Source organism: Ensifer sp. R1-3, assembly GCF_056739175.1.
The window spans coordinates 759520-785933 of the sequence record NZ_CP096516.1; the positions used below are offsets into that span (position 1 = coordinate 759520).

General features: G+C 62.3%; 19 protein-coding genes. 16 read left to right on the forward strand and 3 right to left on the reverse strand.

The genetic code is table 11. The features are described from left to right. Window positions 1-406: 406 nt before the first annotated feature. From M1D43_RS20905 to M1D43_RS20920, 4 genes are all read left to right on the forward strand, one after another. Window positions 407-1597, forward strand: coding sequence for a glycosyltransferase family 4 protein (locus M1D43_RS20905; RefSeq protein WP_003531351.1), 1191 nt, complete (start codon window positions 407-409; stop codon window positions 1595-1597). 201 nt (window positions 1598-1798) lie between these two features. After that, window positions 1799-3919 (forward strand): mechanosensitive ion channel family protein, encoded by a 2121-nt coding sequence (locus tag M1D43_RS20910; RefSeq protein WP_498814498.1) that lies wholly within the window; start codon window positions 1799-1801, stop codon window positions 3917-3919. Window positions 3920-3996: 77 nt separating this feature from the next. Then, entirely contained in the window at window positions 3997-5094 is a 1098-nt protein-coding gene (locus M1D43_RS20915; protein WP_014527261.1) for a glycosyltransferase family 4 protein, read from the forward strand. Next, window positions 5091-5861 carry a polysaccharide deacetylase family protein gene (locus tag M1D43_RS20920; RefSeq protein WP_014527260.1) on the forward strand — a complete coding sequence of 257 codons (771 nt, stop codon included), beginning with the start codon at window positions 5091-5093 and terminating at the stop codon, window positions 5859-5861. Before M1D43_RS20915 ends, M1D43_RS20920 begins: the two co-directional genes overlap by 4 nt. Here the strand turns inward: M1D43_RS20920 and M1D43_RS20925 are convergent. Continuing rightward, window positions 5848-6678, reverse strand: coding sequence for an MBL fold metallo-hydrolase (locus tag M1D43_RS20925; RefSeq protein ID WP_010975618.1), 831 nt, complete (start codon window positions 6676-6678; stop codon window positions 5848-5850). The two genes, M1D43_RS20920 and M1D43_RS20925, sit on opposite strands and share 14 nt — an antisense overlap. 228 nt (window positions 6679-6906) lie before the next feature. Between M1D43_RS20925 and M1D43_RS20930 the strand changes: the two genes are divergently transcribed. Then, window positions 6907-8109, forward strand: a complete 1203-nt coding sequence (locus M1D43_RS20930) for a DUF3095 domain-containing protein (RefSeq protein ID WP_014527259.1) — start codon at window positions 6907-6909, stop codon at window positions 8107-8109. Here the strand turns inward: M1D43_RS20930 and M1D43_RS20935 are convergent. Beyond that, window positions 8099-9436: a nucleotide sugar dehydrogenase gene (locus tag M1D43_RS20935; RefSeq protein WP_015008338.1), complete on the reverse strand. Its 1338-nt coding sequence runs from the start codon at window positions 9434-9436 to the stop codon at window positions 8099-8101. The two genes, M1D43_RS20930 and M1D43_RS20935, sit on opposite strands and share 11 nt — an antisense overlap. A gap of 447 nt (window positions 9437-9883) precedes the next feature. On the opposite strand from M1D43_RS20935, the gene M1D43_RS20940 reads away from it, so the two are divergent. The 9 genes from M1D43_RS20940 (at window position 9884) to M1D43_RS20980 (ending at window position 22214) form a co-directional block, all read left to right on the forward strand. Next, complete coding sequence (locus M1D43_RS20940) at window positions 9884-11233, forward strand: adenylate/guanylate cyclase domain-containing protein (RefSeq protein WP_003531320.1); 1350 nt, start codon at window positions 9884-9886, stop codon at window positions 11231-11233. An 8-nt stretch (window positions 11234-11241) separates the two neighbouring features. Continuing rightward, window positions 11242-12210, forward strand: a complete 969-nt coding sequence (locus tag M1D43_RS20945; protein ID WP_013850756.1) for a polysaccharide lyase family 20 protein — start codon at window positions 11242-11244, stop codon at window positions 12208-12210. A 309-nt stretch (window positions 12211-12519) separates the two neighbouring features. Then, window positions 12520-14412, forward strand: a complete 1893-nt coding sequence (locus tag M1D43_RS20950; RefSeq protein ID WP_003531316.1) for an ABC transporter ATP-binding protein — start codon at window positions 12520-12522, stop codon at window positions 14410-14412. Beyond that, window positions 14409-16310, forward strand: coding sequence for an ABC transporter substrate-binding protein (locus M1D43_RS20955; RefSeq protein ID WP_010975625.1), 1902 nt, complete (start codon window positions 14409-14411; stop codon window positions 16308-16310). Before M1D43_RS20950 ends, M1D43_RS20955 begins: the two co-directional genes overlap by 4 nt. Window position 16311: 1 nt before the next feature. Next, complete coding sequence (locus tag M1D43_RS20960) at window positions 16312-17310, forward strand: ABC transporter permease (RefSeq protein WP_003531312.1); 999 nt, start codon at window positions 16312-16314, stop codon at window positions 17308-17310. Then, a complete protein-coding gene (locus tag M1D43_RS20965) occupies window positions 17307-18482 on the forward strand; it encodes an ABC transporter permease (protein ID WP_003531310.1) in 1176 nt (391 codons plus the stop codon). The genes M1D43_RS20960 and M1D43_RS20965 overlap by 4 nt, the downstream gene beginning before the upstream one ends. Before the next feature lie 79 nt (window positions 18483-18561). Next, a complete protein-coding gene (locus M1D43_RS20970; protein WP_014527257.1) occupies window positions 18562-19776 on the forward strand; it encodes a glycosyltransferase family protein in 1215 nt (404 codons plus the stop codon). Window positions 19777-19782: 6 nt separating this feature from the next. Then, window positions 19783-21030: a glycosyltransferase family 4 protein gene (locus M1D43_RS20975; RefSeq protein WP_010975627.1), complete on the forward strand. Its 1248-nt coding sequence runs from the start codon at window positions 19783-19785 to the stop codon at window positions 21028-21030. After that, window positions 21012-22214: a glycosyltransferase family protein gene (locus M1D43_RS20980; RefSeq protein WP_017267246.1), complete on the forward strand. Its 1203-nt coding sequence runs from the start codon at window positions 21012-21014 to the stop codon at window positions 22212-22214. The genes M1D43_RS20975 and M1D43_RS20980 overlap by 19 nt, the downstream gene beginning before the upstream one ends. On the opposite strand, the gene M1D43_RS20985 is transcribed toward M1D43_RS20980, so the two are convergent. After that, a complete protein-coding gene (locus M1D43_RS20985) occupies window positions 22192-22866 on the reverse strand; it encodes a hypothetical protein (protein WP_014527255.1) in 675 nt (224 codons plus the stop codon). The two genes, M1D43_RS20980 and M1D43_RS20985, sit on opposite strands and share 23 nt — an antisense overlap. A gap of 274 nt (window positions 22867-23140) precedes the next feature. Here M1D43_RS20985 and M1D43_RS20990 point away from each other — a divergent pair, with 274 nt between their 5' ends. Further along, a complete protein-coding gene (locus M1D43_RS20990; RefSeq protein WP_014527254.1) occupies window positions 23141-25852 on the forward strand; it encodes an ABC transporter ATP-binding protein in 2712 nt (903 codons plus the stop codon). A 96-nt stretch (window positions 25853-25948) separates the two neighbouring features. Further along, complete coding sequence (locus M1D43_RS20995; protein ID WP_003531302.1) at window positions 25949-26413, forward strand: cyclic nucleotide-binding domain-containing protein; 465 nt, start codon at window positions 25949-25951, stop codon at window positions 26411-26413. The last annotated feature ends 1 nt before the right edge of the window (window position 26414 follow it).

A 26414-nucleotide genomic window follows, 5' to 3' on the forward strand; every position in this document is an offset into this window, starting at 1 on the left:
TCAGGAATAATTCTACATTCCATTTCATGATGGAATTTGGAATGAAAAAATGAAATTCTTTCCGTGTGCAGTGGTCACGCGTATTGTGTGGTATTGATTCTTTGAAGCAATTAACTAAGCTTACGGTTCCGGGTCGGCCCGCGGCTGGCAATTTCAGGCATTCGTTTTAGCAATTTGAATATGAAATGAAAAACAAGCATTCTGTCAATAACGTGCTTGCATACGGCGTGAGGCGCGCCCGGTAACATTCCAATCGGCATTGGTGAAGATCGTGGTGTTTTGCATCGCGAAGACGGAATGGAGGCACCAGATGATGTCCCTTGGGCGAAGAGAAACCGTTGCTGCGGCGGCAGCCACGACTCCTGTCCGTGACGCTCGCCGGGCTTCAGGGGAGGGGTCTCTCGAAATGAACGACAGTTCGAATTCCCCGGCGTATGAGGCGTCGAATATATCCGGAGCGCGTGTGACGATCGTCCTGCCGGGCCTTGGCGCCGGCGGCACCGAGCACGTGGTGAACCTGGTTGCCAACCATTGGGTTCGGCGCGGCTGCAAAGTGACGATCATCACCCTCGAACCGCCGGATGCGAAGCCCTATTACGCGTTGGATCCAAAGATCTCGATCGAGCGCCTCGGTTTGCCGCCGCAAAGGGCTGGGAAGATCGAGGCGGGCCTGCTCGTGCTCAAGAGAATCTATCGCTTGCGCTCCGCCATTCGCCGCTCGCAGCCCGATTTCGTGTTGAGCTTTCTGACCCGAACGAACGTGCTGACGCTGCTGGCGACGATCGGGCTGCAGGCTCCGGTGATCGTGTCCGAGCGCAACAATCCGGCGCTGCAGCCTTTCGGCCCAGTCTGGAAATGGGTTCAGCGCCGCCTATATCCGCGCGCGTTCGGTCTCGTGACGATGACCAAGGGCGCGCTCGACTATTTTCCAGAGAAGATGCGCAGTAGGGGGTGGGTGATCGCCAACGCCGTCGACCTGCCCGGCGAATGGCAGAAAAGACGCGGCAACAATATCTTGGCCGCGGTTGGCCGGCTCACGCGTCAGAAGGGCTTCGATCTCCTGATCGAGGCCTTTGCGCGGATTGCCACGAGGCACCCCGAATGGAAGCTCGTCATCTGGGGCGAGGGCGATGACAGGAAATCGCTCGAGGCACTGCGGGACGCGCTGGATCTGAGGGACAGGGTTGAGTTGCCGGGCGTGACCCAAAGGCCGGGGCTGTGGGTGGAGACGGCCGACGTCTTCGTATTGTCGTCCCGTTACGAGGGATGGGGCATCGTCTTGCTCGAGGCCATGGCTGCAGGGCTCCCCGTGGTTTCCTTTGCATGCGAGTGGGGCCCCTCGGACATGGTGAAGCATGGCGAGGATGGGATCCTCGTTCCCAGCAACAATGTGGATGCGCTTGCCGAGGCACTGTCCAGGATGCTCGGTGACGGTGAGCTCAGGAGCCGTCTCGCTGCAAATGCCGAGGCGAGCGCCAAGAGATACTTGCCGGAGCGCATACTTTCGCAATGGGACGCAGTCGCATCGTCGGCCCTGAAACACTCGGCCCGCGAACATGCCAGGGCGGTGTCGGCCGCCGAACCCGGTTCGGCTTGAGCCGAACCATAATCCGGAGAGATTTGCGCCGGCCTTCAGCGCCGCGCGTCTCATCGGACGCGCAAAGGTCGCCGTGGCTGGCGCTCCGGCGCGGGGCCGCGATCCATGCATCCTTCGGAGTGCACGGGATTGCCTTGTGACGCGTATGTGTTGATATGCCACTATCATCGCCGAGTGGTCTGGCGATCAGGGGGCTATCGCATGGGTGCAGGTGTAGGGCGCGTCACAGCAGTCTTTATCTTTTTTCTCCAACTGATCTTTGCTCCTGCGGCTTTCTCGGCGGCTCAAGAGCCGGGGGCAGCGCCTCCGGCCAAGGTGCAGCAGCTTTTTCAGTTGTTGGATGATCCCGAGGTCCGTCACTGGATCGAGACCAGGCCGGGAATCGAGACCAGGCAGGCGTCCCCCGCGCCCGTCGCCGTCACGCCGCCCCAGAGCTTCGCTTCACGCTGGATTGCCGAGGCCAGGAGACACCTTACCGCGCTTCTGAACGCCGCGCCGCGTGTGTTGCCCGAATGGCAGGCGGCGAGAGACCGCGTGTCCGGCGACATGCAGAGCCAGGGAAGGTTGCCGATCATCTGGGCTTTTGCCCTAGTTCTGCTGATCGGCTACGGCGCCGAGTTCCTTCTGCGCCGTCTCCTGCGACGCAGTGCCAGCCGCAACAACGCGCAATCAGGAAGCGGGCTGGCGGCCTTCGTACGCATCGCGCCGCTTATCGCCTTCGCCATCGCTGCCATTGCTGCTTTCGTGATCGCCGATTGGCCGAGCAACCTCGGGGCAGCGGTCGCGCCGCTTCTGATCGCCTGGATCGTGGCTCGTCTTTTGATCGCGATCGCATCGGCCGTATTGACGCCGGCTATCTCCGGGCGCGCGGCCACGGATCAGGCGAGGTCGTATGTATCGCTTACTCCGCATAGTGCCCGTTACTGGCTTAGGCGGTCCGTGCTCTTCATCTGTACCGTCGCTTTCGTATGGGCCATCGGCGATATGATGCGGGCGCTTGCCTTTCCCGAAGACGTGCGCAACCTCACGGGCGCGGTCCTGGGGCTTGTCGTTCTCGGACTGGCGATCGACACGACGTTGCGCCGGCCGGTTGCCGAGATGGCGCCCGCGCGCCGCATCCTGCGCAATGCCTTGATCGTTTCCTTCCTAATCTTGCTCTGGTTCTTCTGGGTTGCAGGCATGGAAGTGTTGTTCTGGCTCGGCGTCTATGTCCTTGGTCTCCCGCCTCTGCTACGCTTCACCAGCGCCGCTACCAGAACGATGCTGGATGCTGCCGCGGCGGAGGACTTCCGCGTCCTGCGCAATGTTCTGATCGAGCGAGGGGCGAGGCTCGTGATCATCGCGCTCGCTGCCGTATGGCTTGCCATGGCCTTTCGCATCAACGGCGCGCAGATGATGCAGGACGACGCCTTCAACCGCATCTTCCGCGGCGTGCTGGCCGGCATCGTCATACTGCTTGCGGCCGATCTCGTCTGGCAGCTTGCCAAGGAATCCATCAATGTGCGCATGGCGCGCGCCAGCCTGACCGTGCAGGATTCCGCCGAGCTCGCGCGCAATACGCGCCTGCGCACGCTGCTGCCGATCCTGCGCAATTTTCTCGCGGCCTTCATCGCGGTCGTCGCCGGCATGATGGTGCTTTCGGGCCTCGGCGTCGAGGTCGGCCCGCTGATCGCCGGTGCCGGCGTCTTTGGTGTCGCCATCGGTTTCGGCTCACAGACCCTGGTCAAGGACATCCTCAGTGGCGTGTTCTACATGATGGACGATGCCTTTCGGGTCGGCGAATACATCCAAAGCGGCAGCTACAAAGGCACGGTCGAATCCTTCAGCATCCGTTCGGTTAAGCTTCGGCATCACCGCGGCCCGGTGTTCACTGTTCCTTTCGGCTCGCTCGGCGCTGTCCAGAACATGAGCCGCGACTGGGTTATCGACAAGTTCATGATCAACGTCTCCTACGATGCCGACGTTGCCAAGGTGAAGAAGGTCGTCAAGGTCATAGGCGCCGCGCTCCTCGACGATCCCGAACTCGGGCCGCTGATCATAGAAACGGTGAAGATGAAGGGCGTCGAGCAGTTCGGGGACTATGGCATCACCTTGAGTTTCGCCATGACGACGAAGCCCGGACATCAGACCCAGATCAGGCGCCGGGCCCAGGCCATGATCAAGGATGCCTTCGCGGCCAACAGCATCCATTTTGCCTCGCCGACCGTTCAGGTCGCTGGTGATGAAGCGCAAGCGACAGCGGCAGCTGCCGCGACACGCGACGCGATCGCCAAGAAGAACGCGGCGCTCGCCCAGGGCGGCGGGGAGGCAGCGGCGGAATAGTCGGGGCATTGCAGCCGCACGTCGTCGGGCTGCGGGCCTGTTGACATCGGGACGGGAGGCGGGATAGCTCGCGCCGAATGAAGATCGCCTTTCATGCGCCGCTGAAATCGCCTGGCCACCCTGTCCCTTCCGGCGACAGGCAGATGGCACGCATGCTGATCGAAGCGCTACGGGTGGCAGGTCACGACGTCGGCATCGCCTCGGAACTGCGCACCTTCTCGCGTGAAGCCTCGGATGCGGCATTTTCGGCGTTGCGCAAGGAGGCCGAGCGGGAGATCGCCCGGATTCGGCGGCTCTGGCAGTCGAAAGGCCCGCCCGACCTGTGGTTTTGCTACCACCCTTACTACAAGGCTCCGGATCTCATCGGTCCCGCGCTCTCGGCGGACTTCTCCATACCATACGTTACCGCCGAGAGTTCTTATTCCTTTCGGCGCAACTTGGGTGCATGGAAACTGGCGCAAGATGAGGTCGCCGCCGGTGCAAGGCAGGCTGCGGTCAACATCTGTTTCACCCATCGTGACCGCGAGGGTCTCGAAGAGGCGATACCGGAAGTGCGCTCTGCGCTGCTCGCCCCTTTCATCGATGTGTCGCCGTTTCGCGACCTGCGAAGAACAGAGGCCGGCGGGAACCGGCTGTTCGCCGTCGCGATGATGCGTACGGGCGACAAGATGGATAGCTATCGCATGCTTGCCCGCGCGCTCGCCCTCGTCGCCGATGTGCCCTGGACGCTTACGGTGGTGGGCGACGGCCCTGCACGGGCTGACGTATCGGAAGCCTTCTCGGCCTTTCCCGCAGGACGGCTGGATTGGCTTGGCGAGAGGCCGCCTCAGGCGATTCCGGAGATTCTCGCGGGCGGCGACCTCTATGTCTGGCCGGGCTGCGGGGAGGCCTACGGACTATCCTATCTGGAGGCGCAGGCTGCCGGCCTCCCTGTCGTCGCGCAGCACACGGCAGGTGTTCCAGAAGTCGTACGAAACGGCGAAACGGGATATCTGACGACGGCCGGGGACATCGACGCGCTGGCGGCAGCGCTGCGACACTTCCTCGTGGACGGGACCTTACGCAGGCAATTTGGCGAGCGCGCGCGGCGTTTCGTTTTCGAGCAGCGCTCGCTTCCCGCCGCCGCCGCACGTCTCTCCGGAATCTTCGCCGAGTTCGTTGGGAGTGCGAAATGACGATGGCATCGATCTGGCAAACGCTTGCCAACAGGCTCGATCGCCTGCAGGAGACAGGCGGATCGATCGACTTCTGGCTGCGGGACGACGATGCCGTCGAGCCGACGGCGGCCCTTCACCGACTGCTCGACCTTACCGACCGCTTTTCGGTGCCGGTGAGCTTGGCCGTCATACCGGCACATACCGACGAGCGCCTCTCGCGCTGCCTCGCCGGCCGTCCGCATGTCGATGTTGCTGTCCACGGGTGGTCCCATCAAAACCATGCCCCTGTGACTGAAAAACGCCAGGAACTGGGAGGACACAGGTCGCGCGAGATGGTTGCGGCCGACTTGCGCGCCGGTTGGGCACGCCTGCGCGCGCTTTATCCCACCGCTATGGTGCCGCTCCTCGTTCCGCCATGGAACCGGATCGATCCGGGGCTGGTCGCCGGATTGCACGAGATCGGGTTTAGGGCCCTTTCGGTTTTCGGACCGGAGGAGGGGGCAAAATCCGCCGCATTACGCGTTCCCGGGCTGCAGCTCATAAATGCCCATGTGGATGTGATGGACTGGCACGGCACCCGCGGCTGTCGCCCTTATGGCGAGATCCTTCGCGACATCGATAGCCGACTGGATGAAATCGAGAAGGGCGGCGGGACGGTGGGAATTCTCACCCACCACCTCGTTCACGACGAGAGCGTATGGGAATTCCTCTCCGGACTTTTCGACGTCACCGCCTCGCACGCGGCCTGCCGCTGGCGCAGGGTCGCCGATCTTATAGATCGATGACCTGACGGTCGCACGCGGCGAAGGCGCCCGAGAAGAAAGCCTGGACTTCCTGTTCCATTGCGGCGAGTGCGGCGTCGGTGCGCGACGGATCGTGGTGGAACATGGCGAGGCGCGTGACGCCTGCGGCTTTGGCGAGCTGCGATCCATGCATCCCGGTCGAGTGTCCGTAGCCGCGAAAGGTTGGCATTTCGCTTTCCAGGTAGGTGCAGTCATAGATCATGAGATCGGCTCCGGCGATGAAATCGAGGAGCACGGGGTCGAGAATGCCGGGTTCGTGTTCCGTGTCGTAGACGAGCGCGACCGCCCTCCCGCCCCATTCGATACGGTAGCCGACGCATCCCCCGGGATGCACGAGGCTCATGGTGCGAATGGAAACGTCCTTTCGCGGCGACAGTGTTTCACCCGGACGGAAATCGACTGTGTCGAGGCTCGCCTGACAGATGCCCGTTCCGACCGGGAACCATGGCGGCCTCATGAACTCGTTGATCATTTCGGCCGTGGACATCGTGCCGTGGAGATGGCCGGACCAGAAACGGACGGCGGAGCTGCAGCGGTAGATCGGCTTGAAATAGGGCAGGCCGATGATGTGATCGTAATGGGTGTGGGTGAAGAAAACGTCGAACTCGGAGACACCTTCGGACATCAGCGACAGCCCGGCCTCGCGCAGCCCCGATCCCGCATCGAAGATCAGCACCTCTTTTCCGCACCGAATTTCGATGCAGGGCGTATTTCCTCCGTAGTGCAGGAACTGCTCGCCGGATACCGGCAAGCTGCCTCTTACGCCCCAAAACTTCACTCGAAATGTATCGTCCTGCATTCCGTTCCGGCTTCATCCTGCCTGCCGTAGCACTTTGCCCGGGCGTAGTGATTAGACAAGCACAAATCATGAGGGTCCTGCAATGCCATTGGCGCCATCGCGCACGGATTGCATGGCGAGAAGAGAAATCTATTCATCGAAGCGAAGGTGCTTTATCCATCGTAATCGGGTGAAAATCGCTCCAGCCTGGAATCAGCGACAGATGTCACCTCTAGGAGTTTGGCAACGATGGTGCAGCCGGCCGACAGGGAATTCTACGCGGGCCTTCCTCTTTTCGAGGCATTCGAAGGTGTCGCCGACGAGGCCAACTACCGGCCCTTGCCCGACGGCTGGTGGCTCGCCGTTGCCGATATCGTCAATTCGACGGGAGCGATCGCCGAAGGGCGATACAAGAGCGTGAACATGGCGGGCGCGAGCGTCATCTCGGCGCTCATGAACGGCCTCGACGAGAGAAACCTCGCATTCGTCTTCGGCGGCGACGGAGCGCTCGCCGCCGTGCCCGGAACGCTGGCGGCAAAAGCAAGGGACGTGCTCGCAGCGGCGAAGACATGGGTGGCGGAGGAGCTGGGCCTCGAGCTTCGCGCCGCGATCGTCCCGGTTTCCGACGTGCGCGCCAGCGGGTTCGACATGCGTGTCGCGCGCTTCAAGGCGAGCGAGGAAGTCTCTTACGCTATGTTTTCCGGCGGCGGCGCCAGTTGGGCGGAAGCGGAAATGAAGGCGGGCCGCTACCAGATCGAGGCCGCGCCGCCGGGCACGAGACCCGACCTGACCGGATTGTCATGCCGCTGGAACCCGATCGTCTCGCATCACGGAGCGATCGTCTCCATCATCGCGGTTCCGGGAGAGCGCGGCATCGGCCCGGAATACCAGGCGCTGATCGGCGACATCGTGGCCTTGGCCGAGGGGGAGGAGCGAGGCGGGCACCCGGTACCGGAAAAGGGACCCGAGCCGCACCTTTCCGTGCGCGGCATTACGGCGGAATCGCGCGCCGTCGCGCCGAGGGGCCGCCGCTTCCTGACCTGGTCCTTCGTCGCCGCGCAGAGCCTTGCACTGTTTCTCTGTTTCAGGCTCGGCATCAATTTCGGACCGTTTGACGTCAAGCGATATGCGAGAGACCTCGCCAGCAATTCGGACTTCCGCAAGTTCGACGACGCGCTGAAGATGACGATCGACGTCAGTCTCGATCGGCTGGGCCGTATCGAGGAGCGGCTGAAGCAGGGCGCAGCGGCGGGCATATGCCGCTACGGGCTGCACCGGCAGGATTCGGCGCTGATGACGTGTATCGTTCCGACCCCGATGAGCAGAGACCATATGCACTTCATCGACGGTGCCGCCGGCGGCTACGCGGTGGCCGCCCGGAACCTGAAGGCCGCTCTTTCCGGAGAGGACCTTTTGCGGACCGGGGATATTTCCCCTGCGGTCAAGCCTTGACGATGTGCTCGGCAGCAAGCCCGAGGCGCGCGAAGACGTTACGCGTGTCGACGATCAGCGGCGACCAGTCGGCAAGCGCGGCATAGTCGACGGCGTCGTGGTCGGTCGCGATAAGAACGGCATCGAAGCCGCGAACCGTCGCTTCGTCGAAGACGACCGACCGCCGGCCCTTCAAGGCCATGTGTTCGCGCGTCGAGGGGATTTCTTCCACATGGGGGTCGTAGAAGGCGGCCTTGCCGCCGCGCTCCTCGATGAGTTCTATCAGCTTCAGGGAGGGGCTTTCGCGAATGTCCGGAACATTCTTCTTGTAGGCGAGGCCGATGACGAGGACCGCCGAGCGGCTGAGCGCCTTGCCCTCCCGCCGGTCGAGCGCCTCGGCGAGCCTTGCCATGACGTGACGGGGCATTGCCGAATTGATCTCGCCGGCGAGCTCGATGAAGCGCGTCGGTAGCTCGTACTCCCGGGATTTCCATGTCAGATAAAAGGGATCGATGGGAATGCAGTGACCACCGAGCCCAGGCCCCGGATAGAAGGGCATGTAGCCGAAGGGCTTCGTCTTGGCGGCATCGATCACCTCCCAGACGTCGATGCCCATCGCCTCGTAGACGACCTTGAGTTCGTTGACGAGGGCGATGTTGACGGCGCGGAAGATATTCTCGGTCAGTTTTACCGCCTCTGCGGTCGCGTTGGACGAGACCGGAACCACCGTCGTGACCACGGCGGCATAGAACCGCTCCATCAGCCCTGCGGCCATTGGGCCGTCTCCGGCCACGACCTTGGGAATGCTCGTGGTCTCGTAGGCGCGATTGCCCGGGTCTTCGCGTTCCGGCGAGAATCCGATGAAGAAGTCGGTGCCGGATTTGAGCCCCGTTTCCTCCAGGATGGAGCGCACGATACCGTCGGTGGTGCCGGGATAGGTGGTCGACTCCAGAACGACGAGCTGGCCCGGCCGCAAGCAGTCGGCGATCGCGCGCGACGTATTCTCCACGAAAGAGAGGTCGGGATCGCGGTGCCTGGTGAGCGGCGTCGGCACGCAGATGATGATGACGTCGCAAAATCCAAGGTCCGAAAAGTCGGTCGTGGAGCGGAACCGCCCGGCGCCGGCTTCGCGCGCAAGCGCCTCGTCCGAAACCGCTTCGATATAGGAGCTCCCGGCGTCGAGCGCGACAATCTTGCCCGGGTCGATGTCGAAACCGGTGACATGGAAGCCGGAGCGCGCGACTGCAACGGCAAGCGGCAGGCCGACATAGCCGAGGCCGATGACGCCGACGCGAGCGGTGCGGCCGGAGATCGATTCGAGCAGCCTGTCGTGATGCGGAGAGGTCAAGATTGGCGTCCAGTTCTGTTGCCGGGAGGGCCGCTTCAGCGATCCGGCTGCGGAGCCCGGTGTCGTTTTGTTGGCGGGAAAGCCACCGCAAGTCAAGCGCGGCGCGCCGTCAGCGGCGCCGCACGCCTCACGGCCTGCGTCGTTTTGTCTGGCCGGGCAGGCATGCGGTCGTGAGGGACCCCGGCAATTTCAGGGTGCAATGCGCAGGGCTGTTGCGTGTACGATCCGGCAACGATCAAAAATCGCTCGTGGTCTCTGGAAAAAGTCCTCCGCGGTGAATATCTGCAGGGGCGCAGCGGTGACCCGATCGCTGCACGAACGGCCGCGGGAGGCGGCGGGAGCCTTCTTTCACCGACGGGTACCCACTTCAGTGCTGCCGCGAGCGAGCGATCGCTGCTCCGCGGTCGGCGCTGGTGGCGACCGTTGCCGCGACGATGAGGATATGGCATGAGCCCGATCAACGACAATGTTTCCGAAATCCTCCTGGACAAGGTCGCTGACTGGCTCATGCGAACCTCGCTCAGCGACGAAACGCTTGAAACCATCGTGCGCGGTTTCTGCGAACGGTTGGCGGCGGCGGGCCTGCCGCTCATGCGCGTTCATCTGTCTTTCTCGATGCTTCATCCGCTTTACGACGCCCTCGGCTTTACCTGGTGGCGAGGTCAGGGTGTCGAGGTGAGTGGTCTGCGTCATGAGGAACTGGCGCTCAATCCCGAGCGATTCCTGCACAGTCCGTATTATTACCTGCTCAGCAACAATCTCGACCATGTCAGGCGTCGGATCGATCCCGCCTTGCCCTCGGAGTTTCCGATTTTCGACGAGCTGAAGGAGCAGGGAGCGACCGACTACATAGCCTTCATGCAACCTCTTGGAGCCGAATCCGAACACGGAATGGTCGGCTCGTGGACGACGGACCGTCAGGGCGGCTTTAGCGACGACGTCATTGCGGCGCTCCTCAGACTTCAGAACCACCTGGCGATCGCCGCCAAAGTGGCCGTGCTCGGCAAGCTCGCCGACAATATGTTGACCACCTATCTTGGCGCCAATGCCGGGCGCCGCGTAATGAGCGGCCAGGTCCGGCGCGGCGACGGCGAGACGGTTCGCGCAGTTCTCGTCATGGCGGATATGCGCCAGTCGACGATGCTTGCCGAAAAGGAAGGCCGGCAGGCCTATATCGAGTCGTTGAACGGATTCTTCGACGCGATCGCCACGCCCTTCAACCGCAACGGCGGACAGATCCTGAGCTTCATCGGCGACGGCTTCATCGGCGTCTACCCCTGCGGCCGACACAAGGAGCCGTCGGAGATGGCCAGCCGCGAGGCGTTCGCCGCCGTGGGCGCGGCGACGGCGCGCATGGCCGCCCTCAACGCGGAACGCAAGAGGCAGGGCCGCGACCCTATCGGCTACGGCATCGCCCTGCATGTCGGAAACGTCATGTTCGGCAATGTCGGCCTGCGCGACCGGCTGACCTTCTCGGTGTTCGGCTCCGCGGTGAACGAGGTTCAGCGGCTGCAGAACCTGACGAAGAAATATGCCCACAGCGTCGTCGCGAGCGAGGCCTTCGTGAATTATTGCGGCGGGGAATGGCAAACGCTCGGGCAGGAGAAACTGCGCGGGGTTCGCCAGAAGTTCACGGTCCTCTACCCGCGGGATACCGCCCTTGCTGCAATTGCGCAGGAGCGGGCATATGATGCAACCGAGGATGGACTTTCCGAGGCGGAGCATGTCATGTTGCTCTACCGCAACAAGAAGCGGCCGCCTGGCCCGCGCGGTCTGATCGACAAGATGCTTCAATGAGGGGACCGATGTTTCGAATAGCTCTGCTGGCGGCGGCGATTGCCTTGCCGAGTCTCACCTATGCCCAGTCGGCGGACGAGCCGCCAATTTATGAACGGAGATTGTTCGACGGTTTCGAGGGTACGGATTTCGCGCCCGAAGGGGGACTCTACTACCGCGAGAATTTCGAGCAGAGCGCCGGCAGATACGAGTTCCAGAGCGCCGTCAAGCGCACCGGCAATGGTGGGCTGAAGCTCAGCATCGTGCCGAATTGCCCTGCGGATCACGACGGCTGCAGCGAACGCGCGGAGATCTGGGAAAAGACCGAGCTGCGGGTGCCCTACGACAAAGGGGTCTGGTACGGCTTCTCGGTAAAGTTCGCCGATCCGGTGCCGAGCGACGACCACCGCTATCTCATCGCGCAGTGGAAGCGAGAGATCGATCCCGGTGCCGAGGGCGACTTCAGCCCCTTCCTGGCGCTGCGCATGAATTCTGGAAAGCTCTTCGCCACGGTCGAAACCAACCATCTGCCTCCGGTCTCCGCCGGCCTTGATGGCGTACCGGCGCGTTGCGCCCCAGGCCAGGCGCCGGTCTGGCTCCGTCCGGAAGTCAACCAGATGCGCATGCTGGTGGCGACCGACGGCAACTGGAAGCCGGAAGACGGCAACCTCTTCAATGCATGCACGGACGGGATCACAATCACCAACCATGGCAATCCCCTGCCGGATCCGAGGTCCGGCTGGATCGATTTCGTCGTCTTCACGAAGCCCGGTCCCGACGGCTCGGGCCACATAGTGCTCTTTGCCAACGGCCAGCCGATCATCACCGTCAAGGGCCATGTAGGCCATGCGGACAAGGGCCTCGGTGAGAACCAGTACTTCAAGTTCGGACCTTATCGGGCCGCCGACACGACCGATTGGACGCTCTATTACGACGATTTCCGGCGTTCCCCGCGCTGCGAGGACGTCCTGACCAACGGCAGCTGCCCGTTCTCGTAAGGCCGTTTCGACGCGTCCACACCTTTCCGGTGGCATGCTGGACAGCCCGTTTAACCTAGGCTACTGTTTTTGAGTGGCAAAAAGTTACAGTGCGTCCGGCGGGGCGGGCAAACTTCGCTGTAAGCAATTGCATGTTCCCGTTGATCCTAGCTGATTAAAGGGCAAAAACATGCGGCGCTAAAAGGGTGGAGCGAGCTTTGCGCGCCTGATCAGACGCGCGGCGCTGCGGGAAGTGGCTGCATGATTTTATTTTGGGGGCGGCCTCGAGTTGGGATTGTGCAGGAGGGGTATTGAGGGAAGCGTGCTGCGATGACGTCAGGAGCGGACCTGCTGCGAGTTGAGGGTCTGCGGATCACATTCTCGGTGCTGGGCGGCGAGGTTGAAGCCGTTCGAGGCGCGAATTTCAGAATTCTGCCCGGAAGGGTGACCGCGCTCGTCGGGGAGTCCGGCTCCGGCAAGTCGGCGATCAGCCAGGCGATCATGGGCATCCTGCCGAGCGTGGCAAGCGTCGGCGGCCGGGTGTTGTTCAACGATCCCGAAGCCGAGGCAAACCCCGTCGACCTGCTTTCGCTTGACAGGGACGGGCGCGACATCCAGGAGATCCGTGGCGCACGCATCAGCAAGATCTTCCAGGAACCGATGACATCGCTGTCGCCGCTTCACACGATCGGCAACCAGATCTCCGAAGTGCTGAAGATCCATACGGATGCCGACAAGGCGGGGCGCCGCGAGAGGACGGAGGAACTGCTCGGCTATGTCGGGTTTTCCGATCCGAAGCGGGCATACGACATGTATCCCTTCGAACTTTCCGGCGGCATGCGACAGCGCGCGATGATCGCGATGGCGCTGATCTGCCGTCCGGCCCTGCTCATCGCGGACGAACCGACGACGGCACTCGACGTGACGGTTCAGGCGCAGATATTGCAGCTCCTGCGCGAGCTTCAAAGCAAGCTCAACATGGCCATGCTTCTGATCACCCACGATCTCGGGGTCGTTGCCAACATGGCCGACGAGGTGGTCGTTATCTACCATGGCGAGATCGTCGAGGCCGGACCTGTGGATGCGATCTTCCGCAATCCTCGGCACCCCTATCTCAAGGGTTTGATGGCTGCCGTGCCGCACTTCGACATGAAACCGGGCGAGCGGCTGAAGGCGCTGCGCGAGGTGCCGGTCAAGGCCGGCGCGATCGTCGGCGACCGGGAAGTCAAGAAAGCGGCGGGTCCCAATGTCCTCGTGTCCGTCCGCAACCTTTCAAAGACGTTCTCCACGCGCAGCTCCGGCTGGTTCGGCAGCGGCACGGCATATCGGCATCGCGCTGTCGACAATGTCAGCTTCGACATCCGCCGCGGTGAATGCCTCGGGCTCGTCGGTGAAAGCGGCTGCGGCAAGACGACCGTAAGCAAGATCCTGATGCGGGCGGTGACGCCTGACAAGGGGACGATCACATTCGACGACGGGGAGGGTGCGCTCGACGTCCTGAAGCTCGACGGCGGGGAACTCAAGACGTTGCGGGCCAAGATCCAGATGGTCTTCCAGGATCCCGTCTCGTCTCTTTCGCCGCGCATGACCGTGAAGAACATCCTCAGCGAGCCGCTGGAGATTCACGGACGAGGGACGCCGAAATCGCGTGAGGAACACGTTCGCTCCCTTTTGCAGGCGGTCGGTCTCGACCAGCGCTTCATCAATCGCTATCCCCACAGCTTCTCCGGCGGCCAAAGGCAGCGCATCGGGATTGCCCGGGCGCTCGCGCTCGTGCCGCAGCTTCTCATCTGCGATGAACCCGTTTCTGCGCTCGATGTTTCGGTGCAGGCACAGATCCTGAATCTTCTCAAGGACTTGCAGAAAGAGCTCGGCCTGACGATGCTGTTCATCTCGCACAACCTCGCGGTCGTCGACTACATGGCCGACCGGATCGCGGTCATGTGCGCAGGCCGGATCGTGGAGCTGGCGCCGCGTGAGGTGCTGATGCGCAATCCGGTCCACCCGTACACGAGGTCGCTCCTCGCCGCCGTTCCCTATCCCGATCTCGACCGTAAGCTCGACTTCGATTCCCTTCAGGCGAGCGGCGGATCGGACCAGCAGCGCTGGGGTGCGCAATTCTCCGACGGCGGCGAGAACGGTGCTCTTATTCCCGCCGATCTCGGCGGCGGGCATTATGTCCTCGCCCGCAGATCGGTGGATGCCAGGGAGTTACGCCGATGATCACCCGAAGAACTGCGCTTGGCATTCTCGCTTCGGCTGCATTTCCGAAAGCGATGCTCGCGGCCGCGGGCGGAACCGACGCGCTCGCCACCCTCGTTCAGGAAGGCAAGCTTCCGCCGGTCGGCGAACGATTGCCGAAGACGCCGCGGGTGATCGATGTCGCGGCGATGGGACGCAAGCCCGGCCGACACGGCGGCACGATCCGCAGCCTGATCGGCAGTGCGAAGGACATTCGCCTGATGACGATCTACGGCTATACCCGCCTGGTCGGCTACGACGAGAAGCTCAATCTCCAGCCCGACATTCTCGAAAGCTACGAGACGGTCGAGGATCGTATCTTCACCTTCCATCTGCGCGAGGGCCACAAGTGGTCGGACGGCACGCCGTTGACGGCCGAGGACTTCCGCTACTGCTTCGAAGACGTGCTCCTCAACGAGGATCTGTCCCCGGCCGGCCTGCCGCCCGCGATGGTCATGGACGGACAGGCGGCTAAGTTCGAAATCGTCGACGAGCGAACGGTTCGCTATTCCTGGCCGATGCCGAACCCGGTTTTCCTGCAGGAACTCGCCGCGCCGCAGCCGCTGGTCGTCGTCATGCCTTCGGCCTATCTCAAGCAGTTCCACACGAAATATCAGGATGAGGACAAGCTGAAAGCGTTCCTGAAGGAGCAGCGGGTCAAAAGGTGGAGCCAGCTCCACATGCGCATGGCGCGCTCCTACCGGCCCGAAAATCCGGATCTGCCGACCCTCGACCCGTGGCGCAACACCACGCCCCTGCCGGCCGAACAGTTCGTCTTCGAACGCAACCCCTACTACCACCGGGTGGACGAAAACGGCTTGCAATTGCCTTATATCGACCGATTCGTGCTCAGCGTCAGTTCGTCCTCACTCATTCCAGCAAAGACCGGCACGGGCGAAAGCGACCTGCAGGCATATGGGATCGATTTCGTCGACTATACCTATCTCAAAGATGCGGAGAAGCGGCACCCGGTTGAGGTGAAGCTCTGGAAAAAGACTTCGGGATCACGCCTGGCGCTGCTGCCGAACCTCAACTCTGCCGACCCGGTGTGGCGGCCGCTGCTCAGGGACGTGCGCGTCCGTCGTGCGCTGTCGCTTGCAATCGACCGTCGCGAGATCAACATGGCGGCCTTTTATGGGCTGACGAAGGAAAGCGCCGACACGGTGCTGCCCGAAAGTCCTCTCTTCCGGCCCGAATTCGCAAGTGCCTGGATCGCCCATGATCCGGACCAGGCGAACGCACTGCTCGACGCGGCTGGACTGGCCAAGCGCGGCAGCGACGGGATCCGTATTCTTCCCGACGGCCGAAAGGCGCAGATCGTGGTGGAGACGGCCGGCGAAAGCACGCTCGATACCGATGTGCTTCAGCTCATAACCGATTACTGGCGCGAGGTCGGCATTTCGCTCTTCATTCGCACCTCGCAGCGGGATACCTTCCGCAGCCGCGCGGTCGGCGGCGAGATAATCATGTCGATGTGGTTCGGCCTCGACAACGGCGTGCCGACCGCGGACATGAGCCCCGGTCAGCTTGCACCGACCACGGACGACCAGCTGCAGTGGCCCGTCTGGGGATTGAACTATATGTCGCATGGCGAAATGGGCGAGGCGCCCGACCTTCCCCCGGTCGTCGAGCTCCTGGACCTGCTAAAGCGCTGGAGGCATTCCGCGGACGATGCCGAGCGTGCGGACATCTGGAGACAGATGTTGTCCATCTACACGGACCAGGTCTTCTCGATCGGGTTGGTCAACAGCTCGCTGCAGCCGATCCTCGTCACGAAGAAGCTGCGCAATTTCCCCGATGAGGGGCTGTACGGTTTCGACCCGACGAGCTACCTCGGCGCCTACAAGCCCGACACCTTCTGGCTGGAACAGGACGACTGAGATGCTGCGGTACATTCTCTGGCGCATCGCAGTCATGGTCCCGACGCTTCTCATCATCTCGGCGCTCGTGTTCGCCATCATCGAGCTGCCCCCCGGCGACTATTTCGAAAGCTACATCGCCGAGATCAGGGCGCAGGGCGAAGGCGTCAATATGGAACAGATCGAGGCGCTGCGTAAGCAGTATGGCTTCGACCAGCCGCCGATCCTGCGCTATGTCCACTGGGTCGCGGGGATGCTCCAGGGCGATTTCGGCTATTCCTTCGAATATGAATTGCCGGTGAGCGAGGTCGTCGGCGAGCGCCTGTGGCTCACGGTCCTGGTCTCCTTCGTCACCATCATCTTCACCTGGGTCATCGCCTTTCCGATTGGCCTCTATGCCGCCACGCACCAGTACAGCTGGGGCGATTACGGCCTGTCGCTGATCGGACTCATCGGCATCGCGATCCCGAATTTCATGCTGGCCCTCGTCCTCATGTATTTCGCCAATATCTGGTTCGGAACCTCGATCGGCCATTTGATGGACCAGAAGTATCTTTCCGAGCCGATGAGCTGGGAAAAGGCGAAGTCGATACTGGAGCATATCTGGATCCCGGTCATCATCGTCGGCGCGGCCGGTACTGCCGGCATGATCCGGCGCCTCAGGGCCAATCTGCTCGACGAGCTCCAGAAGCAATATGTCGTGACCGCCCGCGCCAAGGGGCTTTCGCCCACGCGGACCCTGCTCAAATATCCGCTGCGCATGGCGCTCAATTTCTTCATTTCGGACATCGGCTCGATCCTGCCGGCGATCATTTCGGGCGCGGAAATCACGGCAATCGTGCTGTCCCTCGAAACCACCGGACCGATGCTGATCAAGGCACTGCAGAGCCAGGACATGTATCTAGCCGGTTCGTTCCTGATGTTCCTCGCGTTCCTCACGGTGATCGGAGTGCTGGTTTCCGATCTGGCGCTCGCCGTCCTCGATCCTCGAATTCGTCTGCAAGGCAGGAGCACAAAGTGACGTCACCGATCCCGGCGCCCGGCGAGCCCCTTCCGCACTACGTTTCGACCGCGCCCTTCGACCCGTATTCCGTGGAGGTCATGACCGAGGAGCAGGTGCGGGTGAACCAGGCATCACAGCTGCGCCTGATGTGGTGGAAGTTCAAGCGCCACAAGGTCGCGCTCGCCTCGGGCATCTTCCTCGCGGTGCTCTACGGCATGATCCTCATCTGCGAGTTTCTCGCGCCCTACGACCTGCACACGCGCAATGTCGATTTCATCTATGCGCCGCCGCAGAGGGTTCACTTTTTCCACGAGGGTGAATTCGTCGGCCCCTTCGTCTACGGCCGGACGATGACGCTGGACATGGACACGCTGAAGCGCAATTACGCGGACGATACGTCGAAGGTCGAGCCGATCCGGTTCTTCTGCCGCGGCGACGACTACCGTTTTTGGGGTTTGTTCGAAAGCAATCTGCATCTGGTTTGCCCGGCGGAGGGAGGGCAGCTTTTCCTCCTGGGCACGGACCGTCTCGGCCGCGACGTGCTGTCGCGGATCATCTACGGCGCGCGGATATCGCTGACGATCGGACTTCTCGGCATCACCGTCAGCTTCGTTCTCGGCATCGTCATCGGCGGGCTTGCCGGATATCATGGCGGGATCTTCGACCTTGTGGTCCAGAGACTGATCGAAGTCCTGCAGTCGATACCGAGCATTCCGCTCTGGCTTTCTCTGGCGGCGATCATGCCGGCGACATGGAGCCCGCTTCTCATCTATCTGGGTATAACGGTCATCCTCGGCCTTCTCGACTGGACCGGCCTTGCGCGCGCCGTGCGCTCGAAGCTGCTCGCGCTCAGGGAGGAAGACTATGTCCTTGCGGCGCAGCTGATGGGCGCCAGAAGCGGACGCATCATAGGGCGACACCTCGTTCCGGGCTTCATGTCCCATCTCATCGCAACGGCAACGATCTCCATACCCGGCATGATCCTCGGAGAAACGGCGTTGAGCTTCCTCGGCCTCGGCCTGCGCCCTCCGATAACCAGCTGGGGAATCCTGCTCACCGAGGCAAAGAGCGTCAGCGTCATTGCCTTCTATCCTTGGCTGCTTTTCCCCACGATCCCGGTCATTCTTGTGATATTGGCGTTCAACTTCCTGGGAGACGGGTTGCGCGACGCCGCCGATCCCTACAAATAAGCCCCGGTATCGCTGTTGGCTGCAAGCGATCGCTGCAATAGACTTCGACGTTTCTATCTTTGAGCGAAAGGTTTTTCGTATGACACGGCGCTTCGAGGATGCCCGCATCCTCATGTACAGCCACGATACCTTCGGGCTCGGCCATCTCAGACGTTGTCGCGCCATCGCCCATGCACTGGTGGAAGATTACAGCGGACTGCAGATCCTGATCATCTCCGGTGCGACCATCGCCGGCGCCTTCGATTATCGCGCGCGCGTCGACTTCGTGAAGATCCCGAGCGTCATAAAGCTCCGAAACGGCGAATATACCTCGCTGGACCGTCACATCGAGTTGCACGAGACCTTGAAAATGCGGCAGTCGATCATCCGTTCGACGGCGGAAACCTTCCGGCCGGACATTTTCGTCGTCGACAAGGAGCCGATGGGCCTGCGCGGCGAGGTAGAGGATACGCTCGCCTACCTGAAGACGCACGGCACCAGGCTGGTGCTTGGTCTGAGGGAAATCATGGACGCGCCGCACCTCCTTGAAGAGGAATGGAAGCGACGCGACACGATGCGCAAGATCGAGCAGTTCTACGATTCGATCTGGGTCTACGGACCGCCGGACTTCTACGATCCGCTGGTCGGACTCGACGTGCCCGTTGCCGTGCGCGACCGCATGAACTTCGTCGGATTCCTGCAAAGAAGCGTTCCCCACGACGCACTGCCCGGCCATAAGCCGGAAGGCGACTACATACTGGTCACCACCGGCGGCGGTGGTGACGGAGCGGACCTCATCCATGACGTGATCCACGCCTATCAGGAGGATCCCGAACTCACGCATAACGCGCTCGTCGTCCTCGGCCCCTACATGCCGGCAAAGCAGCGTAACAAGCTGATCAAGAAGGGAAGCAAGATCCCATTCATCAAGATAATCGAGTTCGACAATCGCATGGAGGAACTGATAGCCGGCGCCAGGGGCGTGGTGTCGATGGGCGGCTACAACACCTATTGCGAGATACTCTCTTTCGACAAGCCCGCCCTGATCGTGCCGCGCCTTCAGCCACGCGAAGAACAATTGATCCGCGCCCAGCGTGCCTCGGCACTCGGGCTCGTCGACATGCTGCTTCCTCATGAAGCGGAGGAGCCGTTGCGCCTTGCTGCGGCCCTGAAGGCGCTGCCGCAGCGCGCGCCTCCGTCGCTCCGCGCCAATGGCCTGAGGCTGGAAGGCCTCGTCCACATATCCGAGATCGTCGGCGAATGGCTCGATCATAGATCGAAAGAGCATTTGGCCGTCGTGAAAAGATCGAACTGAAGACACGTGTCGCCGAAACCGAAGATCGCCGTCGTGCTGAAGGGTTATCCACGCCTTTCGGAAACGTTTATCGCGCAGGAACTGCTGGGCCTCGAAAGAGCAGGGCATGAGCTCGTCCTCGTCGCCCTGCGCCGTCCGACCGACAGGAAACGCCATCCCGTCCATGACGAAATACGCGCGGCCGTCCATTACCTGCCTGAATATCTGCATGAGGAGCCCTTGCGCGTTTTCCGCGCGCTGGTGAAGACCGTCCCGAAGCCCGGCTTCCGGCGGGTGCTCGGGTCGTTCCTCCGGGACCTCGCGCGCGACGTTTCACGCAACCGCTTCCGCCGTCTTGGTCAGGCGCTGGTGCTCGTCACCGAATGGCCGGAAGACGCCGCGTGGCTGCATGCCCACTTCATTCACACGCCGGCCTCGGTAACGGACTATGCCAGCATAATCACCGGCATACCCTGGACCTGCTCTGCCCATGCAAAGGACATCTGGACCTCTAAGGATTGGGAGCTTTCGGGCAAGCTCGACCGGGCCCGCTGGACGGTCACCTGCACCCGAAGCGGCTATGAGCACCTGCGGGACCTGTCGAAGGACCAGACCCGGGTCCATCTGAGCTATCACGGCCTCGATCTCGATCGTTTCCCGGCCTTCGAAGGCGAGCATTCCCGGCGCGACGGCGCGGATCCGGACGATCCGGTGCGCATCGTCAGCGTCGGGCGCGCCGTTCCCAAGAAGGGATATGACGTCCTCCTGAAGGCGCTGTCGTTGTTGCCTGCGGATATCAACTGGCGCTTCGAGCATATCGGTGCGGGAGAGCTCACCGGCGGGCTCCAGGCGCTTGCCGCAAAGCTTGGCATCGAGGATCGCATCCGCTGGCACGGGGCACTCGATCAGAAGGATGTTTTGGGCCGCTACCGTGGGGCCGACATCTTCGCACTGGCGTGCCGGGTGGCGGCCGATGGTGACCGCGACGGCCTGCCCAATGTGCTCGTGGAGGCGTCGAGCCAGCGGCTTGCCTGTATATCGACCGCAGTCTCCGGCATTCCTGAACTTCTTGAAGATGGCAAAAACGGCCTGGTGGTGCCGCCGGAAAGCCCGGAGCCTCTTGCCGCGGCACTGGAGCGGCTGATCCGCGACCCGGAGCTCCGCCGGCGGCTTGGCGCCGCGGGGGAACGGCGCGTGCGCAGCGAGTTCGACCACCACTCCAGCGTCCGTCAGCTGGTCGGGCTCTTCGAAAGCGAATGGAGAAGAAGTCCTTGAGCAGCCCTCGCGTCCTTTTCTATGTGCAGCATCTTCTCGGTATCGGGCATCTGGCGCGCGCGAGCCGCATTGCCGGAGCGCTGGTCGATCGGGATTTCGAGGTCACGATGGTGACCGGCGGCACGCCGGTGCCGGGCTTTCCGGGGGAAGGTGTGCAGACCATCGCACTGCCGACGGTGACTGCCGGCGACAAGGGGTTTTCCGGGCTTGTCGACGGCGACGGAAACCCGGTCACGGCCGCTTTTCAAGAGCACCGACGGGATCTGCTCATCGAGGCGTTCCGCCGCACGGGACCTGACGTCGTCATCATCGAGGCCTTCCCCTTCGGGCGTCGGCAGATGCGGTTCGAACTGCTGCCGCTGCTCGCTGAAATTGCGGCGAGCAGCCGGCCGCCGCTCGTGACGACGTCGCTGCGCGACATTCTGCAGGAGAGGGTCAAGCCCGGGAGGGCCGAGGAGACTGTCGCACTCGTCAAGAACCATTTCGACCTCGTACTCGTTCACGGTGACCCCGGATTCGCCCGTATCGAGGAGACATTTCCCCTTGCCGACGAAGTCCGCGACAAGGTCGTCTATACGGGCCTCGTCGCCCCGCCGCCGCCAAATGAGGCGGCGGAGAAGTTCGACATCGTCGTTTCGGCGGGCGGAGGCGCGGTCGGCAGGGAGCTGATCGGCGCGGCGCTCGAGGCCGCGAAGCTTCTGCCGAATGCACTTCGCTGGTGTCTGATAACCGGCCCGAACCTGCCGCAGGCGGATTTCGACACATTCGCGGCCGCGGCTCCAGAGGGCGTCAGCCTCTTTCGTTTCCGGCGGGATTTCGGTGGCTTGCTCGGCGGTGCCCGCCTTTCCGTCTCGCAGGCCGGCTACAACACCGTGTGCGACATTCTGCGTGCCGGATGCGCGTGCCTCCTCATCCCCTTTACCGCGGGTGGCGAGACCGAACAGAGCACGCGGGCGGCACGGCTCGAACAGCTCGATCTCGCCGGCGTGCTGCCGGAGGAGGGGATCACGCCTGAGCTTCTGGCCGCGAAGGTGAGCTTCATGCTTGCCCGGCCAAGACCGGCCATCCCGCCGCTCGACCTCGACGGAGCCGCCGGGACGGCGAGGATCATCGGCGAGCGGCTTTCGTCGAGACAGTCCTTTCCTCACCCAGCTCCAGGTCTTAGACCGACCCGATCAGCATGAAGCGCGTGTATCTTTTTGTCGGCAGCGCTCCCGCGAAGTCGATCCGCGCGAGACGCGCCTGCGCTTGAAATTCTTCAAGCGACCTGACGCAGCTTATGTGGGTGGGTTCGCTGAAATAATCGTTCGATTGCAGGAGGACGCGCGTGCCGGGCGAAAGCAGGTCCAGCCAGTTCCGCAGTTCGCCGATGTGTTCGCAGCTCGTGTTGATCAGCAGATCCGAATTCAGGGCGCGATAGTCGAGCGTGTGCATATCGGCCGTCATCGCATGGAATCTGTCGCCGAAGGCTGCGTTGAGCGTGCGCGCCACCGGCTCAACCGCGGGATCGATGTCACAACTCACGGCGAATTCGATGTCGAAGCGCGAATCTTCGAGCAGCATGGCCGACAGAACGCCGTACCAGCCGCCGAGCACGATGATCCGACGACAGTCTGCGCCGATGCTCTCGAAGAGCTTGTCGCGGGCCCACATCTTGCAGTCGACCTGCTTGTGGTTGAAGGCATTGGCAATGTTGGCTTGCGGATGCTTCGCGATGACCCTGGCTATGCCGCCGACGAGCCTGCTGCCGGAATAGGCAGCCAGCCCCCGGGCAAGGTCATGGGCGTTTTCGCGCCAATCTTCGAGAAGGCGGGGAGAGTGGCTGGCATGCGTCATGCGGCTGTTGTAAGCTCACGGTCAAGTGAGCGCAAGGCGCCGGAGGTGGCCGCAGGAGTGGAGGCAAGAGGCCTGCGTAGATGAGGCGGTACTGCATATCAGTCGGAGGCTTGACATGGCGCATCGCTCTGCTCTCATGCCGGGTAGTCACGATTTCGTGGAGGTAGCGCAGGCCCATTGACGATCAGGCGGACCGGCACCAAGTGCGGCGCTGTAGTCCGCCGGCAGAACAGCCGTGCGATCCCGAATTTCAGATAGGTCTCTTTACCGGCACATGGAACCACGTCTTTCCCGCTACATCTGGACTCACACCCGCAAGCAGCAACTCTGGATATTGCTGGTCGTGGCGCTGTCGATGGTTCCCTATTTCCTGTCCTTCGATCTGCCGAAGCAGATCGTCAACGGACCGATTCAGGGTGCAGGTTTCGACGGCCCCGAGGCGACCCAACCGTTCCTGCCGATTTCCTTCGACCTGCCGTTCTTCGGTGAGGTCAACCTCTTCTCGGGTTTCGATCTCGGCAGGGAAGGCATGCTGCTGGCCTTGAGCCTGGTGTTCCTGCTGCTCGTGATCATCAACGGGCTCTTCAAGTTCTATATCAATACCTACAAGGGCCGGCTCGGCGAGCGGCTTCTGCGGCGAATCCGCTTCGAGCTCGTCGACCGGGTCCTGCGCTTCCCCCCCGGCTATCTCAAGCGCGTGAAGCCGGCCGAAATCTCGACCATGATCAAGGACGAGGTGGAGCCGATGGGTGGCTTCACCGGAGACGCCTTCGTGCAGCCCGCCCTTCTCGGTGGGCAGGCGCTGACGGCGCTGATCTTCATCCTCCTCCAGAGCTTCTGGTTGGGCATCATCGCAGCCTCCATCGTCGCCGTTCAGGCGGTCATTATCCCGCGCATGCGCAGGCGACTGCTGGTGCTCGGCCGCGAGCGTCAGTTGACGGCGCGTGAGCTGTCGGGCCGCGTCAGCGAGATCGTCGACGGCATCGGCACGATCCGCGCCCACGATACCTCCAATTTCGAGCGGGCCGACATTGCCGCGCGGCTCGGCCGGATATTCAAGATCCGCTACGACCTCTATCAGTGGAAGTTTCTGGTCAAGTTCCTGAACAACTTCCTGGCCCAGGTGACGCCGTTCCTGTTCTATTCGATCGGCGGATATTTTGCGCTTCAGGGCCGGCTCGACATCGGCCAGCTTGTCGCGGTCATCGGCGCCTACAAGGATCTTCCGGGCCCCTTGAAGGAATTGATCGATTGGGACCAGGCGCGCCAGGATGTGCAGGTCAAATATGCCCAGGTTGTCGAACAGTTCAGCGTCGAACCTCTGATCGACCCCAAGGTGCAGGCAATCTCCGTCGACCCGGCAACGCCGCTGACGGGAGCGCTGGCTGCCGTCAACCTTTCGGTGGCCGACGACGGTGGCTCGAAAGTCGTGGAGCATGTCTCGCTGCAGATCCAGCCCGGCGAGACGGTCGCGATTACCGGCGGCACGTCCGGGGGTGGCGAGGCGCTGGCTGAGGCTTTCGGCCGGCTGACCTGGCCCGCAACCGGCCGGATCGTCATAGGCGACGCCGATATACACGATTTGCCCGAATCGGTGGTGGGCAGGCGAATATCCTACGCCTCCTCCGACGTCTTCGCCTTCCAGGGCAGCCTCGGCGACAATCTGCTCTACGGGCTCAAGCATGCTCCGTTGACCGAGGTCGTCTATGAGGGCGACAGGGAAGCCCACCGCAGGTGGGAGCTTGTGGAGGCGAAGCTCGCCGGCAATCCGCATTACGACCTGAACAGCGACTGGATCGATTATCAGGCCGCGGGCGCGACCGGGCCGGACGACCTCTTCGCGAAGATCAGGGCCGTGCTGGACGTCGTTCTGTTGAGCAATGACGTCCTGGCTCTTGCTGTCCGCTCGACCATCCATCCGACCGAGCACGTGGCTTTCGCCGGCGAGATCGTGGCGATGCGCAGCGCGCTTCGCCAGCGGCTCGAGGCCGAGAAGCTCAGCGATCTCGTCGTCTTCTTCGAACCGGGCTCCTACAATGTCGAGGCAACGGTCGGGGAGAACCTGCTCTTCGGCACGGTCACCGACAGCAACCGCTGGGAGACGGCGCTCGAGAACCATCCTTTCTTCAAGACCGTTCTAAAGCGGGCAGGCCTGCACGAGACCTTCTACGAGATGGGGCTCGAAATCGCCGAGAACGTCGTGGAACTGTTCCGCGACTTGCCGCCCGACCACCCGTTCTTCCAGCAGCTCACCTTCATGACGGCCGAGGAAATCCCTGCCTACGAAGCGCTTCTTCAGAAGGTAAGGGGAAAGCCGCTCGAGGAGGTGTCCGAGGATGATGCCATCCGGATCATCCGCCTTTGCTTCGGCTATATCGAGCCGCGGCATCGTTTCGGTCTCCTGACGGACGAGCTCATGCAGAAGATCGTCGAGGCGCGGCGGGAGTTCAGCGACGGCCTCCCGGCCGATCTCGTCGGCATCATCGAGCATTACCAACCGGACCGCTACATGGCCTCGGCGACAATCCTGGACAACGTGCTCTTCGGCCGCATCGGGCACAAGCACACGGATGGCTCCGAGCGGATACGTGCGATCGTGCGCGATCTGTTCGAGTCGCTCGGGCTCTATAACAAGGTGCTCGTGTTCGGGCTGGATTTCGACGTCGGCGCCGGCGGCAAGCGGTTGACGTCCGGCCAGCGCCAGAAGCTCAATCTGGCGCGTGCCCTGATCCGGGTCTCGGATTTCTACGTGTTCAACCAGCCGCTTCTGGCGCTCGACCAGCGCACGCAGGACCAGATCACCCGCAAAGCCTTCGCCTTCTTGCGGGACGGTGAGCGCAAGCCCGCCATATTGTGGGTCCTTGCCAACCAGGACCTGGCGGAACTCTTCGACCGCGTCGCGCATTTCGAAAACGGGCGGTTGGCGCGCGACGAACCGGTGGAAACGCATGCAAGAGACAGCGACTACAAGGAACTGGCATCTTGATGTAATATTGTTGTCAGGAGGCAAGCATATGTTCCCGCCGGCACGGGATAGGACCTGTTTGCACCAACCGCGACGCATTCGGAGAACCGGACTGTTATGCTCCTAAAAGATGAAGTGGAAATGCTGCGCCGGATAACGCTGTTTTCCGGACTTCCGCCTGCCAAGCTCAAGCTTCTGGCTTTCACCTCCGACCGGGTGATGTACAGCATGGGAGAAGATCTGTTTCATCAGGGGGATATCGGCGACGCGGCCTATGTGATCCTTTCGGGTAATGCGGATGTGCTCGTTTCGACGCCGAACGGACAGCTGAAAGTCGCCGAAGTGGAGCAGAATTCGATCGTCGGCGAGATCGCCATCCTCTGCAACACGCCGCGTACGGCAACGGTCAAGACGACCACCCCACTCGAAGCTCTGCGGATCCGGAAGGATGATTTCCTCAAACTGTTGGCTGATTTCCCGGAGATGGCAGTCGAGATCATGCGGGTGCTGGCCGACCGCCTCAGCCAGACGACTTCCGAGTTGACGGAGGCGCGCAGCCGCGCCCAGAGGGCAGAGGCCTGAG

Bases quoted from the DNA above. Each gene is read 5' to 3' on its own strand.
- M1D43_RS20905 (WP_003531351.1), top strand. From the start codon at position 407: ATGAACGACAGTTCGAATTCCCCGGCGTATGAGGCGTCGAATATATCC.
- M1D43_RS20910 (WP_498814498.1), top strand. From the start codon at position 1,799: ATGGGTGCAGGTGTAGGGCGCGTCACAGCAGTCTTTATCTTTTTTCTC.
- M1D43_RS20915 (WP_014527261.1), top strand. From the start codon at position 3,997: ATGAAGATCGCCTTTCATGCGCCGCTGAAATCGCCTGGCCACCCTGTC.
- M1D43_RS20920 (WP_014527260.1), top strand. From the start codon at position 5,091: ATGACGATGGCATCGATCTGGCAAACGCTTGCCAACAGGCTCGATCGC.
- M1D43_RS20925 (WP_010975618.1), bottom strand. From the start codon at position 6,678: ATGCAGGACGATACATTTCGAGTGAAGTTTTGGGGCGTAAGAGGCAGC.
- M1D43_RS20930 (WP_014527259.1), top strand. From the start codon at position 6,907: ATGGTGCAGCCGGCCGACAGGGAATTCTACGCGGGCCTTCCTCTTTTC.
- M1D43_RS20940 (WP_003531320.1), top strand. From the start codon at position 9,884: ATGAGCCCGATCAACGACAATGTTTCCGAAATCCTCCTGGACAAGGTC.
- M1D43_RS20945 (WP_013850756.1), top strand. From the start codon at position 11,242: ATGTTTCGAATAGCTCTGCTGGCGGCGGCGATTGCCTTGCCGAGTCTC.
- M1D43_RS20950 (WP_003531316.1), top strand. From the start codon at position 12,520: ATGACGTCAGGAGCGGACCTGCTGCGAGTTGAGGGTCTGCGGATCACA.
- M1D43_RS20955 (WP_010975625.1), top strand. From the start codon at position 14,409: ATGATCACCCGAAGAACTGCGCTTGGCATTCTCGCTTCGGCTGCATTT.
- M1D43_RS20960 (WP_003531312.1), top strand. From the start codon at position 16,312: ATGCTGCGGTACATTCTCTGGCGCATCGCAGTCATGGTCCCGACGCTT.
- M1D43_RS20970 (WP_014527257.1), top strand. From the start codon at position 18,562: ATGACACGGCGCTTCGAGGATGCCCGCATCCTCATGTACAGCCACGAT.
- M1D43_RS20980 (WP_017267246.1), top strand. From the start codon at position 21,012: ATGGAGAAGAAGTCCTTGAGCAGCCCTCGCGTCCTTTTCTATGTGCAG.
- M1D43_RS20985 (WP_014527255.1), bottom strand. From the start codon at position 22,866: ATGACGCATGCCAGCCACTCTCCCCGCCTTCTCGAAGATTGGCGCGAA.
- M1D43_RS20990 (WP_014527254.1), top strand. From the start codon at position 23,141: ATGGAACCACGTCTTTCCCGCTACATCTGGACTCACACCCGCAAGCAG.
- M1D43_RS20995 (WP_003531302.1), top strand. From the start codon at position 25,949: ATGCTCCTAAAAGATGAAGTGGAAATGCTGCGCCGGATAACGCTGTTT.